A 16,012-nucleotide genomic window follows, 5' to 3' on the forward strand; every position below is an offset into this window, starting at 1 on the left:
CCTGGGTCAATAATGAGCACTATCCAACAGAACCTGCAGGATGTCAGAAACCGCATCGCGGCCGCCGCGCAAAACTGCGCGCGGGCGCCAGAAGAAGTTGCCCTGCTTGCAGTCAGCAAAACCAAACCTGTGGCGGCGATCGAAGAAGCCATCGCCGCCGGCCAACGCGCCTTCGGCGAGAACTACGTGCAGGAAGGGGTAGACAAGATCCGGCATTTCGCCGAGTCTTCGCAGGGCGGCGAGTTGGTGTGGCACTTTATCGGCCCGCTGCAATCCAATAAGAGTCGGCTGGTGGCGGAACACTTCGCCTGGTGCCATACCGTAGATCGGCTGCGCATCGCCCAGCGCCTGAGCGATCAGCGCCCGGTCGACATGCCGCCGCTCAACGTGCTGATTCAAATCAACATCAGCGACGAGCAAAGCAAATCCGGCATCGCGCTGGCCGAGCTGCCGGCGCTGGCGGAAGCGATTGCCGCACTACCGAACCTGACGCTGCGCGGCCTGATGGCCATTCCGGCGCCGGAAGCGGATTACCAGCGGCAGCTGGCGGTATTCAGCCGGATGCACGACGCCTTTCTCGCCCTGCGTCAGCGTTATCCGCAGGCCGATACGCTATCGATGGGCATGACGGACGATATGGCGGCGGCGATCGCCGCAGGCAGCACACTGGTGCGCATCGGCACCGCAATTTTTGGCGCCCGCGACTACTCGCAGGCCTGACAAACAGACGAGGGATTTGATGCAACATCGCAAGATTACCTTTATCGGCGCCGGCAACATGGCGCGTGCAATCATCGCCGGCCTGGTGGCGGGCGGCTATCCGGCCAAATCCATCAGCGTCTGCGCCCCTTCACCGAAAAACCGTGACGCGCTGGCGGCGGACTACGGCATCGTCAGCAGCGGCGATAACGTCGCCTGCGCGCGCGAGGCCGACGTAGTGGTGCTGGCGGTCAAACCGCAGCTGATGGCCGACGTTTGCCAACCGCTGCGCGAGCAGGTCGATTTCGGCGGCAAACTGGTGCTGTCGATCGCCGCCGGCATTCAGGTCAGCCGTTTCTATCAGCTGCTCGGCGACAAGCTGAACATCGTGCGTATCATGCCCAACACCCCGTCGCTGGTCGGCAAGGGCATGAGCGGATTGTACGCACCGTCGCAGGTCAGCCGGCAGGATCGCGATTACACCGGCGATTTAATGGCATCGGTCGGTAAAGTTTGCTGGGTCGATGACGAAAATGGCATCAACGGCGTGATCGCCGCCGCGGGCAGCGCCCCGGCCTATTTCTTCCTGTTTATGGAAGCGATGCAAAAAGAGGCCGAACGCATGGGCTTCGACAGCCAGACCGCGCGCGATCTGGTGCAGCAGGCTGCTTCCGGCGCCGCCGCCTTGGTAGAAGCCAACCCGGATACGCCGCTGGGCACGCTGCGCGAGCAGGTCACCTCCAAAGGCGGCACCACCGCCGAAGCGCTGCGGGTGTTCAACGAACGCCAGTTGCCGGAAACCGTGGCACAAGCGATGCAGGCCGCCGTTGCCCGCGCCCAAGAGATGGAAAAATTATTTTAAATAACCATGAGTTAAGGAGAAGGACCACTTCATGCTAACGCTGACTTTCCTGGTCAAGACCGTTATTGATCTGTACGTGATGGTGCTGTTGCTGCGCATTTGGATGCAATGGACGCGCACCGATTTTTACAACCCGTTCTCGCAGTTTGTGGTGAAGATCACTCAGCCGGTCGTCGGCCCGCTGCGCCGCATCATCCCGTCGCTGGGGCCTATCGACAGCGCTTCGCTGTTGCTGGCGTTCCTGCTGATGACCATCAAGTACCCGCTGCTGCTGTTGATCCAGGGCGGCGCGATATCGCTCAGCCCCTATAACCTGCTGTTCGGCCTGATCTCGCTGGTGAAGTCTGCCGGCTACCTGATCTTCTGGGTGATGATCATTCGTGCGCTGATGAGCTGGATCAGTCAGGGCCGCAGCCCGATCGACTACGTGATGTACCAGCTGACCGAACCCTTGATGGCGCCGATCCGTCGCATCATCCCGGCGATGGGCGGCATCGACTTTTCCGCCATGGTGGTGATCCTGATCCTCTATCTGATCAACTACCTGGGCATGGATCTGTTCGGCGAGATCTGGTTCCTGCTGTGAGTGCAGTCACTCCGGTGCTGGACGGGCTGGCGATCAGGCTATATATTCAGCCGAAAGCCAGCCGCGACCAAATTATCGGCTTGCATGGCGACGAACTGAAAGTCGCCATCACCGCCCCGCCGGTCGACGGCCAAGCCAACGCCCATTTGATCAAGTTTATCGCCAAGCAGTTCAAAGTGGCGAAAAGCAACGTCACCATCGAGAAAGGCGAACTGGGGCGGCATAAACAGTTACGCATCGTGAATCCGCAACAGATCCCCGCCGTGGTCGCGGCGCTCATCGAATAATTTTCAAGGTAGTCATTATGCAAAAAGTCGTTCTTGCCACCGGTAACCCGGGCAAAGTGCGCGAACTCGCCGACCTGTTGGCCGATTTCGGCCTGGACGTGGTCGCGCAAACCGATCTGGGCGTGGAATCCGCCGAAGAAACCGGGCTGACGTTTATCGAAAACGCCATTCTGAAAGCGCGCCATGCGGCACAGGTCACCGGCCTGCCGGCGATCGCCGACGACTCCGGCCTGGCGGTCGACGCGCTGGGCGGCGCGCCGGGCATCTACTCCGCACGCTATGCCGGTAAAGACGCCGACGATCGGCAGAACCTCGATAAGCTGCTGGCGGCGCTGAAAGACGTGGCACCGGGCCGGCGCGGCGCGCAATTCCACTGCGTGCTGGTCTATCTGCGCCATGCAGAAGATCCGACGCCGCTGGTGTTCCACGGCTGCTGGGCCGGCGAAATCACCGAGCAGGCCGCCGGTGAAGGCGGCTTCGGTTACGATCCTGTCTTCTACGTGCCGGAGCTGGGCCGCACCGCCGCCGAGCTGAGCCGCGACGAGAAGCGGGCGATGTCGCACCGCGGCAAGGCGCTGACGCTGATGTTGGAAGCCATGCGCAATGCTTAAGCTGCCCCCGCTGAGTCTCTACATCCACATCCCGTGGTGCGTGCAGAAATGCCCGTACTGCGACTTCAACTCCCATGCGCTGAAGGGTGACGTGCCGCATCAGGAGTATGTCGATCATCTGTTGGCGGATCTGGATGCCGATCTGCCGCTGGCCGGCGGCCGGGAGATAAGCACCATCTTCATCGGCGGCGGCACCCCCAGCCTGCTGAGCGCCGAGGCGATGCAAGCCTTGCTGGACGGCGTGCGGGCGCGCATTCGCGTCGCCGACGACGCCGAAATCACCATGGAGGCCAACCCCGGCACCGTGGAGGCCGATCGCTTCAGCGGCTACCAGCGCGCCGGCGTCAACCGCATCTCCATCGGAGTGCAAAGCTTCAGCGCCGAGAAACTGACCCGCTTAGGACGCATCCACGGCCCGGAAGAGGCCAAGCGCGCGGCGACGCTGGCGACCGGCCTTGGCCTACGCAGCTTCAACCTCGATCTGATGCACGGCCTGCCGGATCAGTCGCTGGAAGAGGCGCTGGACGATCTGCGCCAGGCTATCGCCCTCAATCCGCCGCACCTGTCGTGGTATCAGCTGACCATCGAGCCGAACACCCTGTTCAGCTCGCGCCCGCCGGTTCTGCCGGACGACGACGCGCTGTGGGATATCTTCGAACGCGGCCACCAGCTGCTGAGCGCCGCCGGCTATCAACAGTATGAAACCTCGGCCTACGCCAAGCCGGGCTTCCAATGCCAGCACAACCTCAACTACTGGCGCTTCGGCGACTACCTGGGGATCGGCTGCGGCGCGCACGGCAAGGTGACCTTCAGCGACGGGCGCATCCTGCGCACCGCCAAGACCAAGCACCCGCGCGGCTTTATGCGCGGCGACTACATGGACAAGCAGCATGAGGTGGCGGCGGCGGATCGGCCGTTCGAATTCTTCATGAACCGCTTCCGCCTGTTGGAAGCCGCGCCGCGCGCCGACTTCGTCAACTATACCGGGCTGGCGGAAAGCGTCATTCGCCCGCAGCTGGACGAAGCGCTGGCCAAAGGCTATCTGGAAGAAACCGCGGAGCACTGGCAGATCACCGAGAAGGGCAAACTGTTCCTCAACTCGCTGCTGGAACTGTTCCTGGCGGACGACGAGTAAAAAAAAGCGCTGAATAATCAGCGCTTTTTTATTGGTGTTAATCCGGGTAAAACGTCTGAGACAGAATCTGCTGAGTTTCCCAGATGCCGTTTTCCGGATATACATCCAGCCCAGTTTCGGCCGTAGCGAGCGCAACGGCCTTCGACCAGACGACATCCAGCCAATCAGCATCGCTCAGTTTACCTTTTAGGCTGGGCGATTCTTTCAAGCTGTAAAGCACCTCTTTACGCTGCGCTTTAATCGTTCTCTCCCAGCTGGTTCCACGCCTGGCCGGCTGATATTTCCATTTAAGCAAATGTGCAATCAGCACCGTCATCCGGCTAGCAAGTTCCCTTTGCTCGCTCTTCCCCACGTCCTCAATCTCCTCGGCGATCTTTTCAATATCGATCTCAGACAATTTTCCGGAGCGCAAAAGAGCGGCCTGTTCATTTGCCCAGGCAACAACATCGGTTTCGTAACGTGTATGGCTCATAGCGTCCTCCGTAAACATCCATAAATCTGTACGTAGTTTGACCAGTCTGTCAGACAAGCTTCAGAAGGTCAAAAAACATACTACCGAGAAGGTTCTTAAATCACTTCAACGCCTTCAGCAGATCCTTGCGCTGGGTTTCCAGTGCGGTGACGCGGTTGCAAACGTCGCGGCCGAAGTTCTGGAAGTCCTGCTCCTGGTTGTTCCATTCGTTCTGGATCGCCTTCTGCAAGCCGCCCAGATTGCCCATGATCGCCTGCAGCGGGTTGCCGCCGCTGTTGGCGGCCTGTTTGACGCCCATCTCGTTCAGGCTGTCCTGCAGCACCCCGCCCATGCTCTGCTGCACGATGTTGCGGCCGTCCTGTTCCACCTGGTCGATCGCCTTGTGGTGGAAGGTCAGGCCGTCGCTGCGGTGTTCGATGATGCGGTTCATCTGCTGTTTCAACTGGCCGTTCAGAGTGGTCAGCCGGTTGCGCACGTTGCTGTTGCTGCCCAGCTCTTTGACGATCACTTTATCCAGCGACGAACGGGCTTTCTCCAGGTGCTGCTGCGCGCCGTCGTCGATCCACGGCAGTTGTTTGCGCAGCGCGCTCTGGTAGCTGAAGGCTTTCTGCCGCTGGCTGTCGTTCAGGCTCAGCGCCTGGCCATTGCGGATCACGTCGCCATCCGGCGAAATTTGCAGGTCGCCGCTGGCGCCTTTCACCTGCACGCTCTGCGGGCTGATGATCACATCATCCTGGGGTTTAACGCTGCATTGGTACTCGGCGTGGGCCTGCACGGCAGTCGCCGCCAGCAGCAGTAAGGCTAATCCGGTTTTCTTCAACATAGCTTCTCCTGACTCCCATCCAGATTGGGATTAAAAAATCGAACGACCGATACGTTGAGACAACAGTTCCAGCGCCGCAGTTCCCGCCAGCGAGTTGCCGGAAGCATCCAGCTCCGGCGACCAGACGACGATCGACAACTCGCCCGGCACGATGGCCACGATGCCGCCGCCCACGCCGGACTTGCCCGGCATTCCCACCCGATAGGCGAATTCGCCGGCGCCGTCGTACATCCCGCTGGTCATCATCAGAGCATTGATCTGCCGGGCCTGCAGCGGGCTGATCACCGCCTCGCCGTTGAGATCGCGGCCGTGATTGGCCAGATAGACGAAGCTGCGCGCCAGCTCCACACAGCTCATGCGCAGCGCGCAGTAGTGGAAATAGGTTTGCAGCACGGTGATCACGTCGTTCTCGAAGTTGCCGAACGACTTCATCAGATAGGCGATGGCCGCATTGCGATCGGAGTGTTCAAACTCGGAGCGCGCCACCCGCAGATCATAGGCCAGGTCGTCTTCGCCGGCTAGCTGGCGCACCACCTCGAGCATGCGCTGTTTGGGGGCGCTGAGCCGGGTTTGCAGCATGTCGCACACCACCAGCGCGCCGGGGTTGATAAACGGATTGCGCGGTTTGCCCTGCTCCATCTCCAGCTGCAGCAGCGAGTTGAACGGCAGGCCGGAAGGCTCTTTGCCGACGCGCCGCCAAATCTCAGGCTCCTGATAGCGCGTCAACGCCAGCGTCAGGCTCAGCACTTTGGAGATCGACTGAATGGAGAAGCGCTCCGCGGCGTCGCCGGCCTGGAACAGTTCGCCGTCCACCGTGCAGACGGCGATCGCCAGCCGATCGGCGGGCACTTCCGTCAACGCCGGGATGTAGTCGGCCACTTTCCCCTGGCCAATCAGCGGGCGTACCTGTTGCAGGATCTCCTCCAGCAACGCGTTATCCAATGTTGTTACCACCTCGGTCACACTCCGGGCAAAACAAAGGCGCCGTTAAGGCACCTTAGATCAATAAAACGGCGCGGCGCGAAGCCGCGCTCATCGGGCAAGCGCGATCAATCCCACCAGATATCGAACAGATCGCTGACCTTAACGTCAGTCAGTTTGCGCGCTTCCAGCCAGTTTTTCACCAGCTCGCGCTGTTCGTCGGTGCAGTGGCCGATCTTCTGCAGGCAGATCAGACCTTCCCACTGCAGGTAGCCGCTGCCGTCAAACGCCAGGCCGTTCGGCTCGATCACTTCATCGATGAAGGTATCCAGCGTGCTGTCGATGTCTTCCACCGACGTGCCTTCGGCGAAGCGCCAGGCTACGGAGAAACCCAGCTCCTGAAATTCTTCAATGTGTAACTTTTTACGTAAACGACGACTGCGGTTCTTAGCCATTATTCTTTCCTCTCAAACATCAAGTCCCAAACGCCATGTCCCAGGCGCTGGCCGCGTAATTCAAATTTCGTCAGTGGGCGCGAATCCGGACGCGGCACGTAATCATTATCGCTGGAAAGATTACGGTAGCCTGCGACCCCGTTCATAACCTCTAACATATGTTCCGCATAAGGTTGCCAATCGGTGGCCATGTGGAAGACGCCGCCGGTCTTCAGCTTGCGCAGCACCAGTTCGACAAACGGCGTTTGCACGATGCGGCGCTTGTTGTGACGCGCCTTGTGCCACGGATCGGGGAAGAACAGCTGCACCATGTCCAGCGAGCCGTCCGGGATCATGTTTTCCAGCACCTCAACCGCGTCGTGGCACATCACGCGCAGGTTGCTCAGCTTCGCCTCGTGGGCGTCGGCCAGGCAGGCGCCCACGCCCGGCGAGTGCACTTCGATCCCTAAAAAGTTCTGCTGCGGGTTGTTGCCCGCCATGGTCACCAGCGAGGCGCCCATGCCAAAACCGATCTCCAGCACCGTCGGCGCGTCGCGGCCGAACAGCGCGGCGAGATTGACAGCGTCAGCCTGATACTCCACGCCCATCACCGGCCAATAGTTCTCCAGCGCGTGCTGCTGGCCTTTGGTCAGCCGCCCCTGGCGGCGGACAAAACTGCGGATACGGCGCATCGCGCGGCCGTTCTCATCAAATTCCGGGGAGATGACGTCATTAATCATAGTGCTTTCTGTCTGTTTGGCTGCCAATTAGGGAAACGCGCATTATGCAAAGATACATTGGTTTAGCAAGTGTTCATCTTCTGTACCCGCCGTGCGGCGTCGGAAAGTTCCGGTTTACAGCACCATGACTCTATGCTGCAATCTCGCTTCATTTTCTGCCGGATAACGACGCTGCTCATGATGCAAGCACAACAATTCGCACAGGTGGTGCTTGACTGGTATCAGCGCTACGGCCGCAAGACCCTGCCGTGGCAGCTGGAAAAAACCGCCTATCAAGTATGGCTCTCCGAGGTGATGTTGCAACAGACCCAGGTTGCCACCGTCATTCCTTATTTTCAGCGTTTTATGGCCCGTTTTCCCAACGTGCGCGCGCTGGCGGAGGCCCCGCTCGACGAAGTGCTGCATCTGTGGACCGGGCTCGGCTATTACGCCCGCGCCCGCAACCTGCACAAGGCGGCGCAGACCATTGTCGCACAGCACGGCGGCGAGTTCCCGACAACCTTCGCAGAAATCGCCGATTTACCGGGCGTCGGCCGCTCCACCGCCGGCGCGGTGCTGTCGTTGGCGCTGGGCCAACACTATCCGATCCTCGACGGCAACGTGAAGCGCGTGCTGGCCCGCTGCTACGCGGTGGAAGGCTGGCCTGGCAAGAAAGAGGTCGAAAACCGGCTGTGGAAAATCAGCGAAGAGGTCACCCCGGCGCAGGGCGTCGGCCAGTTCAACCAGGCGATGATGGATCTGGGCGCCATGGTCTGCACCCGCTCCAAGCCCAAGTGTGAACTCTGCCCGCTCAACGTCGGCTGCCTGTCTTACGCCAACCACAGCTGGGCCAACTACCCCGGCAAAAAACCCAAGCAGACCCTGCCGGAAAAAACCGCCTACTTCTTATTGCTGCAGCACGGCGACCGCGTGTGGCTGGAACAGCGCCCGGCGGTGGGGCTGTGGGGCGGCCTGTTCTGCTTCCCGCAGTTCAGCGCGCGCGTGGATTTGGAACTCTGGCTGCAGCAGCGCGGTCTGAAAGGCAAGCGCCTGGAACAGCTGACCGCGTTTCGCCACACGTTCAGCCATTTCCATCTCGATATCGTGCCGATGTGGCTGTCGCTCGACTCGGCGGGCAGCGGCATGGATGAGGGCGCAGGTCTCTGGTATAACTTAGCGCAGCCGCCGTCGGTCGGGCTGGCAGCGCCGGTAGATCGCCTGTTGCAACAGCTGGCGAAACAGCCCCCGATCCAACAAAACTTATATGGCGATAGCGCCATCGATGAGGAATTAGCATGAGCCGCACCATTTTTTGTACTTTCCTGCAGCGCGACGCCGAAGGCCAGGACTTCCAGCTTTATCCCGGCGACGTCGGCAAGCGCATCTACAACGAGATCTCCAAGGAAGCCTGGGGCGAGTGGATGAAGAAGCAGACCATGCTGATCAACGAGAAGAAGCTGAACATGATGAACGTGGACGACCGCAAACTGCTGGAAGAGGAAATGATCAAGTTCCTGTTCGAAGGGCACGACGTGCACATCGAAGGCTATACGCCGCCGAGCGAATAACGCTGTTGGGGCCAGGCGCTGGCCCGCTTCAATCCTCTTATACTTCTTCCAAACGGCTTTAAGATGAAGAAAATTTTAGCTTTGCTCGTAATAGCGCCTTTGCTGATCTCCTGTTCCGGCAAAAAAAGTGAAGATATCAACGAAGCCTGGATCAAAGATACCAACGGCTTCGACATTCTGATGGGCCAATTCGCCCACAATATCGAGAACATCTGGGGTCTGAACGAAGTTCTGATCGCCGGGCCGAAAGACTACGTCAAATATACCGACCAATACCAAACCCGCAGCCACATCAACTTCGACACCGGCGCCATTACCATCGAGACCATCGCCACCACCGACCCGGCCGCGCACCTGCGCCAGGCGATCATCAGCACGCTGCTGATGGGTGACGATCCGGGGTCCATCGACCTCTATTCCGACGCCAACGATATCCAGATCAGCAAAGAGCCGTTCCTGTACGGCCAGGTGCTGGATAACAAGGGCGCGCCGATCCGCTGGGAATGGCGCGCGGCGCACTTCGCCGATTACCTGCTGCAGACCAAGCTGCAAAAGCGCACCTCCGGCCTGCACGTGATCTACTCGGTCACCATCCAACTGGTGCCGAACCACCTGGACAAACGTGCGCACAAATACCTGCCGATGGTGCGCAAGGCATCGGAAAAATACGGCGTGGACGAATCGCTGATCCTGGCTATCATGCAGACCGAATCGAGCTTCAACCCGTATGCGGTGAGCGGTTCGGACGCGCTGGGCCTGATGCAGGTGGTACAGCACACCGCCGGTAAGGATGTGTTTCAGATGCGCGGCAAATGGGGCACCCCGAGCCGCAGCTACCTGTTCGATCCGGAAAACAACATCGACACCGGCACCGCCTATCTGGCTATCCTGCAGAACAACTACCTGGGCGGCATTCAGAACCCGACCTCGCGCCGCTATGCGGTGATCACCGCCTACAACGGCGGTGCAGGCAGCGTGCTGCGGGTGTTCTCCAGCGACAGAACGCGCGCGGTGGGCATCATCAACGGCATGCAGCCGGGCGACGTGTACCAAACGCTGACCACCAAGCATCCGGCCGCCGAGTCACGCCGCTATCTGGTGAAAGTGAATACCGCGCAGAAGAGTTACCGCAGAAAGTAACGCGTTTCGCGTGGATAAATGATAAGGGCCGGTGCGAACCGGCCCTTTTTCTATGGCTTGATCATATAGCCGAAGATGCGCTTCCAGCCGTGATCTTTTTTCTCGATGTAGACCCCCTGCAGCTCCGGCGAGAAGCCCGGCAGGCGGTTGATGCCCTCTTCCAGCGCCAGGAAATAGCGCTGCACCGCGCCGCCCCACACTTCGCCCGGCACCACGCACAGCACGCCCGGCGGGTACGGCAAGGCCCCTTCCGCCGCGATGCGCCCTTCCGCCTGGCCGATCGGCACCAGCTCGACGTTATCGCGGATAAACTCCACGTTGGCGTCCTGCGGGTTCATCACTACCGGCGGAAAATGATCCTGGCGGAACATCTCCTTTTGCAGCTGTTTGACGTCGAAGCTGACGTATAGATCGTGCATCTCCTGGCACAGCCGGCGAATGCTGTAACCACGGTAGCGTTGCTCGTTCTTGCGGTACACCGTCGGCAGCACCACGCTCAGCGGCGCGTCCTCTGCAACATAGCGCTCGAACTGCGCCAGCATCGCCACCAGGTGCTCCATCTTGGCCGGGTTTTCTGCCGGGGTCAGCAGGAACAGGATCGAGTTGAGATCGCACTTCTCCGGCACGATGCCGTTCTCGCGCAGGAAGTTGGCCAGAATGGTGGCCGGCACGCCAAACTCGGTGTATTGGCCGGTCGCGGCGTCGATGCCCGGCGTGGTCAGCAACAGCTTGCACGGATCCACCAAATACTGATCCTGGGCATAGCCTTCGAAGCCGTGCCACGTTTCCCCCGGCACGAAGGTGAAGAAGCGCGCGTCGTTGGCAATAAGGTCAGTATCGTGATCCTGCCAGTCTTTGCCCGCCACCTGCAGCGGAATAAACGGCTTCAGCTGCGAACAGCGCGTGAGCAGCTGTTTGCGGGTCTCGATGCCCAGTTTGACGCAGTCCATCCACATGCGGCGCCCGGCGGGGCCGGCGTGCATCTTGGCGTTGACGTCCAGCGCGGCGAACAGCGGATAGAACGGGCTGGTCGACGCATGCAGCATGAACGCGTTGTTCAGGTGCTTGTGGTTACAGTGGCGCTTTTGCCCTTTGATATGATCGTCTTTCTTGTGGATCTGCGAGGTCTGCGAGAACCCCGCCTGCTGTTTATGCACCGACTGGGTGACGAAAATGCCTGGATCGTGCTCGTCCAGCTCCAGCAGCAGCGGCGAGCACTCTTTCAGCATCGGAATAAAGCCTTCGTAGCCCACCCAGGCGGAGTCGAACAGGATGTAGTCACACAGATGGCCGATGGTGTCGATCACCTGGCGAGCGTTGTAAATCGTGCCGTCGTAGGTGCCGAGCTGAATGATCGCCAGCCGGAACGGCCGCGCCGCCGCGGCCTTCTCCGGCGCCACTTCGCGGATCTGCTCACGCAGGTAACGTTCGTCGAAGCAGTGCGCATCGATGCCGCCGATAAAGCCGAACGGGTTGCGGGCGGTTTCCAGGTAGACCGGTGTGGCGCCGGCCTGGATCAGCGCCCCGTGGTGGTTGGATTTGTGGTTGTTGCGATCGAACAGCACCAGATCGCCACGGGTCAGCAGCGCATTGGTCACCACCTTATTGGCCGCCGAGGTGCCGTTGAGCACGAAGTAGGTTTTATCGGCGTTGAACACCCGCGCCGCGTGCTTTTGCGCATCCTTGGCCGAGCCTTCGTGGATCAGCAGATCGCCCAGCTTGACATCGGCGTTGCACATATCGGAACGGAACAGGGTTTCACCGTAGAAATCGAAGAACTGCCGGCCGGCCGGGTGTTTGCGGAAGAACTCGCCGCCCTGATGCCCTGGGCAGGCGAAGGTCGAGTTTTCCATCTCGACGTAGGTCTTCAGCGTTTTGAAGAACGGCGGCAGCAGCGCCTGCTCGTAGGCGTCGGCGGCGGCCTCCAGCTGCGCCATGTAGAACGGCTTGCTGGCGCCGGCCAGCAGCGCGAAAACCCCACTGACAAACGGCAGATAGTCCGGCGAGAGATGCTCGTCCCCTTCCACCGCCACGAAGGTCGGAATGTCGAACCCCGTCGCCTGCAAGCGCGCCAGAATGCCGGCGTTCACGTCGGCGACCGACACCACCGCCGCCGCCACGTCGGTGTAGTCCGTCTGCTCTACGCGCACGATCTGGCGCAGCGTCTCAATGGTGGCGACCAGGCTGGCGCTGGTCGCGATTTTCAATTCTTTCATCATGCTGACTCTCAAACGGTGAAGGATGAGGGTGTGCCACCGGCACGGTAATGAGATAACGCGGTTATCCCGGTAAAGCGATACCCCGGCACGGCAGCATAAGCGGCGTGCGTGACCGGCTCATGATCGGGGATCATCAGGCGGCTATCGGGGGAACTGGTCTTGGCAGCGTCCGACAGGCATCAGTAAAATCAGGGCCGCAGCGCTGGCTTTACGCATGCCTAACAGCGAGCATCAGGCGGCTTTACCGCATGGCCGGCAGGCGTATTCGGGCGGATGACGTGCGAAGGAAACAACGGCGGAACGGTGGCGGCGTAAGATGTCTGGTGCGCAGCAGCGCTTGAGCAACAAAACCAGTCATGCCAATAACCCTCTGGCTTATAAGAAGCGGGAACACCGTCAGGGAACGGAGAGTGCTAAAATTTGCGCAATGATTGCATGATTCGTTGCGGGGTTCAAGCAAGAATCGCCTTGATTTAATGCGCATCAACTGAGCAGCAATGCATTGTTATTTAAACAAAAATATATAAAAACCCATCTAAATACCGGTATAAATACACGTTTTATATGCATATTTATTGAGTGACGATACCCTCCCATCCCCCACTCCGCCAGGTTCGCTGCCTGAAAATAGAGCAACCGATCGGCTTTGTGACAGAAAGCGATTGACGCCATCCGGCCAATACGGTTTAATGCGCCCCGTTGCCCGGATAGCTCAGTCGGTAGAGCAGGGGATTGAAAATCCCCGTGTCCTTGGTTCGATTCCGAGTCCGGGCACCATATTTAGAGAACCCAGCCTATGGCTGGGTTTTTGCTTTTCAGGGACAGGACTCTCCATCGAACTGCGTTCGATTATTCGGCCAGAGGCCTCACCCTACGGGCCAGCGCTAAAGCGCTGTTCAACCCGGCGCATGCGCCGGTTGTCCGAGTCCGGGCACCATATTTAGAGAACCCAGCCTATGGCTGGGTTTTTGCTTTTCAGGGACAGGACTCTCCATCGAACTGCGTTCGATTATTCGGTCTGAAGACCTCACCCTACGGGCCAGCGCTGAAGCGCCACCGCATCATCCGATAGATGTGCAACTCCGCATTACAGCTGGACTCTCTCGAAAGCCCCCCAATTCCCGACTATCCGGACGTCAAACGAGCACGCTCACATTCCGTGTTTATTGTGTGTTTTTATTGTCGAGCGGTGATGGGATACAGCTACGAATCAATAGCCATATCACTTTGTTAAATAACAACATATTAGGAAAAAATTAGGAACATTCCGAATAAAAACGACATTGCTGTTAATTCATTCATATAAGGCTATGCTGAATTTTACCCATTGATAAGACATTTTTAACCTATTCCGCTGCCAACGCGAAATAATGGAGGATCCGACGACAATGGCAATTGATATGTATATGAAAGTTGAAGGAATGACAGGCGAGTCCCAAGACAGCAATCATAAAGGATGGACCGACGTACTTTCGTTTAACTGGGGCGCTTCACAGCCAGGAAATATGGCTGTCGGCGGTGGTGGCGGCTCCGGAAAAGTGAATTATCAAGACCTCCGTATTCAAGCGCTTATCGACAAATCTACGCCCGCCATTCTCAAATATTGTTCCAGTGGAAAACATGTCGCGAAAATAGAGCTTTCCGTATGCAAAGCGGGCGGCAACCAGGTGGAGTATTCCAAAATCGTTCTCGAAGACGTGCTGGTGACACAAACCGATTTTAATGGTGTAGGTCAAAATGATGCGATCGTGGTTGATTACGCCTTCCAGGCGTCAAAAGTCACCATGAGTTACTGGGAACAAGGCAGCAGCGGCACTAAAGGCGCGGAAAGCAAATCTGGTTGGGATATCAAGCAGAATAAAGAGAGCTGAGCGCATTCGGGCACCTAACAATACGTTAATGATCGGGTGATAAAATCATGGCAATGGATATGTTCTTAAAAGTTGAAGGCATTAATGGTGAATCGAAAAATGCGAATCACAAGCAATGGATCGATGTCTTCTCCTTTAACTGGGGCGCGCGGCAGCCTGGCAATATGGCCGTTGGCGGCGGCGGCGGTGCAGGTAAAGTGAACTTTCGCGATCTGACCGTACAGGCTCTGATAGATAAAGCGACACCTGCCTTATTGAAATACTGCTCGGCGGGTAAACATCTCGCCAAGGTACAGTTGTCTCTTTGCAAAGCCGGTGGGCAGGAAGTGGAGTATACCCGCATTACCTTGGAAGATGTATTGGTGACTCATACCGACTTCATCGGTGTCGAGCACGGTTCCACGCTAGGCATTGAATACTCTTTTCAGGCCGGTAAAGTGTCGATGGAATACTGGGAGCAAGCGAAGCAAGGCAGTAAAGGGGCTTCGGTGCAGATGGGCTGGGACATTAAGCAAAATAAAGAAAGCTAATCACATTACGGTGCATATCGTAATGACGGGGGCATTATGGCATTTCCTAAGTCACATGAAATTTTAGCTCTGACATCGCAACACGAATCGAATAATCGGGTGTCAGCCAACTTTTTGACCCGTGAGATTTTGAATGAGGCGCTGATCCTCGTCAGGTCTCTGTCACCAGAAGAAGTCTTTCGATTGACAAAAACAGAGACCGGCCAGATCGCGTTTACGCTGGGTGAACTCAAAGATGAAAACAACCGCCGGTTGACAGCCAATAATATTGAGTCAGGACAACGACCAGGCGGCAGAATTAATCACCTGGATAACCGAATTAATGTCTCTTTTCCCGGAACCTCATGGCAAATGGGAGCCCGTGTTCAGCATTTTGAGAATATCGCGTCGAGCACCGTAGGCGGGGCCGGACTGGTTTTTATCGCGGGATTATGGACGGGAGCAGGTTCTGGCGTTGGCAGCATTTTAGGCAGAAATGCCGCCCAGCTCGCTGTAGTGACAGGCACTTATTTAGGTAAACGCTTCGTGACCAATAAAACCATGGTCGTGAATCAGATGGCGGCGCATATCAAAAACCTTGCCGATATGTTTAACTCTACCCACAATGCCTTTAATGATTTCAAGTTTGAAAGCGCAGCCAAACGCGCACAATACAGCCCCGATCCTCAGGCAGAGCACCCTATTACTTTTGAACAAAAAGTCACGGATAACAATGCAGTTCCTGCCAACTATACCGATGCCATTCAGGCCATCGTGCGCCGTTTTATAACGGGAACCTACCAACGTGTCGATATCGTCGGCCAGGGCGATATGTTTATAAAAGTCTTTTTCAGCGATGGAGAACTGGACATTTCGCAAGCCCAGTATGATTACCTCAGCAATTTGAAGCTCCCGTGACTGATCAATCTGGCAGGTCTTCACGCTTGTGGCGCAACGGTTGTTCATTCTACCCAAGGTGCAAAAATACCCCGGGCTGACCAAGCGATTTTTATTGTCGGTAAGAATGGCCAATGACGATGACAAGCCAGATTGCCGGATCGGATTCAATCGTTCGCCACCGCGGCCAGGTTTTCACACTCGGCTCGAGCAAGCGCCCTCTCCGGCCAGCTTTTGTCCGGCATTAATTAAACGAACC

18 protein-coding genes and 1 tRNA gene are annotated in these 16,012 nt (G+C 58.0%); 13 read left to right on the top strand and 6 right to left on the bottom strand.

The features are described 5' to 3' along the window. The first annotated feature begins 12 nt into the window (after positions 1 to 12). From C9411_RS10650 to hemW, 6 genes are read left to right on the top strand one after another with little or no spacing between them, the layout of a single operon-like run. On the top strand, positions 13 to 720 hold the full coding sequence (locus tag C9411_RS10650; RefSeq protein ID WP_107227035.1) for a YggS family pyridoxal phosphate-dependent enzyme: 708 nt from the start codon (positions 13 to 15) through the stop codon (positions 718 to 720). Positions 721 to 739: 19 nt separating this feature from the next. Continuing rightward, positions 740 to 1,561, top strand: coding sequence for a pyrroline-5-carboxylate reductase (gene proC, locus C9411_RS10655; RefSeq protein ID WP_107227036.1), 822 nt, complete (start codon positions 740 to 742; stop codon positions 1,559 to 1,561). Positions 1,562 to 1,592: 31 nt separating this feature from the next. Beyond that, positions 1,593 to 2,147 carry a YggT family protein gene (locus C9411_RS10660; protein ID WP_063988706.1) on the top strand — a complete coding sequence of 185 codons (555 nt, stop codon included), beginning with the start codon at positions 1,593 to 1,595 and terminating at the stop codon, positions 2,145 to 2,147. Then, the gene (yggU, locus tag C9411_RS10665; protein WP_004948014.1) at positions 2,144 to 2,434 is read left to right on the top strand and encodes a DUF167 family protein YggU; all 291 of its coding nucleotides are present in this window, start codon (positions 2,144 to 2,146) and stop codon (positions 2,432 to 2,434) included. The genes C9411_RS10660 and yggU overlap by 4 nt, the downstream gene beginning before the upstream one ends. A gap of 17 nt (positions 2,435 to 2,451) precedes the next feature. Continuing rightward, positions 2,452 to 3,045 carry an XTP/dITP diphosphatase gene (locus tag C9411_RS10670; protein ID WP_063988705.1) on the top strand — a complete coding sequence of 198 codons (594 nt, stop codon included), beginning with the start codon at positions 2,452 to 2,454 and terminating at the stop codon, positions 3,043 to 3,045. Next, positions 3,038 to 4,180 carry a radical SAM family heme chaperone HemW gene (gene hemW, locus C9411_RS10675; protein WP_060434548.1) on the top strand — a complete coding sequence of 381 codons (1,143 nt, stop codon included), beginning with the start codon at positions 3,038 to 3,040 and terminating at the stop codon, positions 4,178 to 4,180. The genes C9411_RS10670 and hemW overlap by 8 nt, the downstream gene beginning before the upstream one ends. 37 nt (positions 4,181 to 4,217) lie before the next feature. Here the strand turns inward: hemW and C9411_RS10680 are convergent, their stop codons facing one another. The 5 genes from C9411_RS10680 to trmB all read right to left on the bottom strand — a co-directional run bounded on the left by C9411_RS10680 (position 4,218) and on the right by trmB (position 7,570). Then, positions 4,218 to 4,652 (bottom strand): DUF29 domain-containing protein, encoded by a 435-nt coding sequence (locus C9411_RS10680; RefSeq protein WP_016930094.1) that lies wholly within the window; start codon positions 4,650 to 4,652, stop codon positions 4,218 to 4,220. A gap of 100 nt (positions 4,653 to 4,752) precedes the next feature. Next, positions 4,753 to 5,475 (bottom strand): DUF2884 domain-containing protein, encoded by a 723-nt coding sequence (locus C9411_RS10685; RefSeq protein ID WP_063988704.1) that lies wholly within the window; start codon positions 5,473 to 5,475, stop codon positions 4,753 to 4,755. A 30-nt stretch (positions 5,476 to 5,505) separates the two neighbouring features. Next, on the bottom strand, positions 5,506 to 6,429 hold the full coding sequence (glsB, locus tag C9411_RS10690) for a glutaminase B (protein WP_107227130.1): 924 nt from the start codon (positions 6,427 to 6,429) through the stop codon (positions 5,506 to 5,508). 95 nt (positions 6,430 to 6,524) lie between these two features. After that, a complete protein-coding gene (locus C9411_RS10695; protein WP_019456098.1) occupies positions 6,525 to 6,851 on the bottom strand; it encodes a YggL family protein in 327 nt (108 codons plus the stop codon). Beyond that, positions 6,851 to 7,570 carry a tRNA (guanosine(46)-N7)-methyltransferase TrmB gene (trmB, locus tag C9411_RS10700; protein ID WP_063988703.1) on the bottom strand — a complete coding sequence of 240 codons (720 nt, stop codon included), beginning with the start codon at positions 7,568 to 7,570 and terminating at the stop codon, positions 6,851 to 6,853. Before trmB ends, C9411_RS10695 begins: the two co-directional genes overlap by 1 nt. A 177-nt stretch (positions 7,571 to 7,747) precedes the next feature. Between trmB and mutY the strand changes: the two genes are divergently transcribed. The 3 genes from mutY to mltC all read left to right on the top strand — a co-directional run bounded on the left by mutY (position 7,748) and on the right by mltC (position 10,257). Beyond that, positions 7,748 to 8,848, top strand: a complete 1,101-nt coding sequence (gene mutY, locus C9411_RS10705) for an A/G-specific adenine glycosylase (RefSeq protein WP_233221899.1) — start codon at positions 7,748 to 7,750, stop codon at positions 8,846 to 8,848. Next, the gene (locus C9411_RS10710) at positions 8,845 to 9,117 is read left to right on the top strand and encodes an oxidative damage protection protein (protein WP_004937404.1); all 273 of its coding nucleotides are present in this window, start codon (positions 8,845 to 8,847) and stop codon (positions 9,115 to 9,117) included. The genes mutY and C9411_RS10710 overlap by 4 nt, the downstream gene beginning before the upstream one ends. A 63-nt stretch (positions 9,118 to 9,180) precedes the next feature. Further along, positions 9,181 to 10,257, top strand: a complete 1,077-nt coding sequence (gene mltC, locus C9411_RS10715; RefSeq protein WP_063988701.1) for a membrane-bound lytic murein transglycosylase MltC — start codon at positions 9,181 to 9,183, stop codon at positions 10,255 to 10,257. Positions 10,258 to 10,307: 50 nt separating this feature from the next. On the opposite strand, the gene speF is transcribed toward mltC, so the two are convergent. Continuing rightward, complete coding sequence (speF, locus tag C9411_RS10720) at positions 10,308 to 12,473, bottom strand: ornithine decarboxylase SpeF (RefSeq protein ID WP_063988762.1); 2,166 nt, start codon at positions 12,471 to 12,473, stop codon at positions 10,308 to 10,310. A gap of 704 nt (positions 12,474 to 13,177) precedes the next feature. On the opposite strand from speF, the gene C9411_RS10725 reads away from it, so the two are divergent. The 4 genes from C9411_RS10725 to C9411_RS25990 all read left to right on the top strand — a co-directional run bounded on the left by C9411_RS10725 (position 13,178) and on the right by C9411_RS25990 (position 15,774). Continuing rightward, positions 13,178 to 13,253 (top strand) — tRNA-Phe (locus tag C9411_RS10725). Positions 13,254 to 13,864: 611 nt separating this feature from the next. Next, entirely contained in the window at positions 13,865 to 14,347 is a 483-nt protein-coding gene (locus C9411_RS10730; RefSeq protein WP_025304260.1) for a type VI secretion system tube protein Hcp, read from the top strand. Between the two features lie 47 nt (positions 14,348 to 14,394). Then, entirely contained in the window at positions 14,395 to 14,877 is a 483-nt protein-coding gene (locus C9411_RS10735) for a type VI secretion system tube protein Hcp (protein ID WP_107227038.1), read from the top strand. Positions 14,878 to 14,913: 36 nt separating this feature from the next. Then, positions 14,914 to 15,774, top strand: coding sequence for a hypothetical protein (locus tag C9411_RS25990; RefSeq protein ID WP_233221900.1), 861 nt, complete (start codon positions 14,914 to 14,916; stop codon positions 15,772 to 15,774). Positions 15,775 to 16,012: the final 238 nt, after the last annotated feature.

Source organism: Serratia sp. Nf2 (genome assembly GCF_003028435.1).
In the GTDB taxonomy this organism is placed as follows: Bacteria; Pseudomonadota; Gammaproteobacteria; order Enterobacterales; family Enterobacteriaceae; genus Serratia; species Serratia marcescens_L.

Excerpts from the sequence above, each read along its gene's own strand:
- C9411_RS10695 (WP_019456098.1), bottom strand. The coding sequence starts at position 6,851 with ATGGCTAAGAACCGCAGTCGTCGTTTACGTAAAAAGTTACACATTGAA.
- C9411_RS10735 (WP_107227038.1), top strand. The coding sequence starts at position 14,395 with ATGGCAATGGATATGTTCTTAAAAGTTGAAGGCATTAATGGTGAATCG.
- C9411_RS10685 (WP_063988704.1), bottom strand. The coding sequence starts at position 5,475 with ATGTTGAAGAAAACCGGATTAGCCTTACTGCTGCTGGCGGCGACTGCC.
- proC (WP_107227036.1), top strand. The coding sequence starts at position 740 with ATGCAACATCGCAAGATTACCTTTATCGGCGCCGGCAACATGGCGCGT.
- trmB (WP_063988703.1), bottom strand. The coding sequence starts at position 7,570 with ATGATTAATGACGTCATCTCCCCGGAATTTGATGAGAACGGCCGCGCG.
- mutY (WP_233221899.1), top strand. The coding sequence starts at position 7,748 with ATGATGCAAGCACAACAATTCGCACAGGTGGTGCTTGACTGGTATCAG.
- mltC (WP_063988701.1), top strand. The coding sequence starts at position 9,181 with ATGAAGAAAATTTTAGCTTTGCTCGTAATAGCGCCTTTGCTGATCTCC.
- C9411_RS10660 (WP_063988706.1), top strand. The coding sequence starts at position 1,593 with ATGCTAACGCTGACTTTCCTGGTCAAGACCGTTATTGATCTGTACGTG.
- C9411_RS10710 (WP_004937404.1), top strand. The coding sequence starts at position 8,845 with ATGAGCCGCACCATTTTTTGTACTTTCCTGCAGCGCGACGCCGAAGGC.
- C9411_RS25990 (WP_233221900.1), top strand. The coding sequence starts at position 14,914 with ATGGCATTTCCTAAGTCACATGAAATTTTAGCTCTGACATCGCAACAC.
- hemW (WP_060434548.1), top strand. The coding sequence starts at position 3,038 with ATGCTTAAGCTGCCCCCGCTGAGTCTCTACATCCACATCCCGTGGTGC.
- speF (WP_063988762.1), bottom strand. The coding sequence starts at position 12,473 with ATGAAAGAATTGAAAATCGCGACCAGCGCCAGCCTGGTCGCCACCATT.
- C9411_RS10650 (WP_107227035.1), top strand. The coding sequence starts at position 13 with ATGAGCACTATCCAACAGAACCTGCAGGATGTCAGAAACCGCATCGCG.
- C9411_RS10680 (WP_016930094.1), bottom strand. The coding sequence starts at position 4,652 with ATGAGCCATACACGTTACGAAACCGATGTTGTTGCCTGGGCAAATGAA.
- C9411_RS10730 (WP_025304260.1), top strand. The coding sequence starts at position 13,865 with ATGGCAATTGATATGTATATGAAAGTTGAAGGAATGACAGGCGAGTCC.
- C9411_RS10670 (WP_063988705.1), top strand. The coding sequence starts at position 2,452 with ATGCAAAAAGTCGTTCTTGCCACCGGTAACCCGGGCAAAGTGCGCGAA.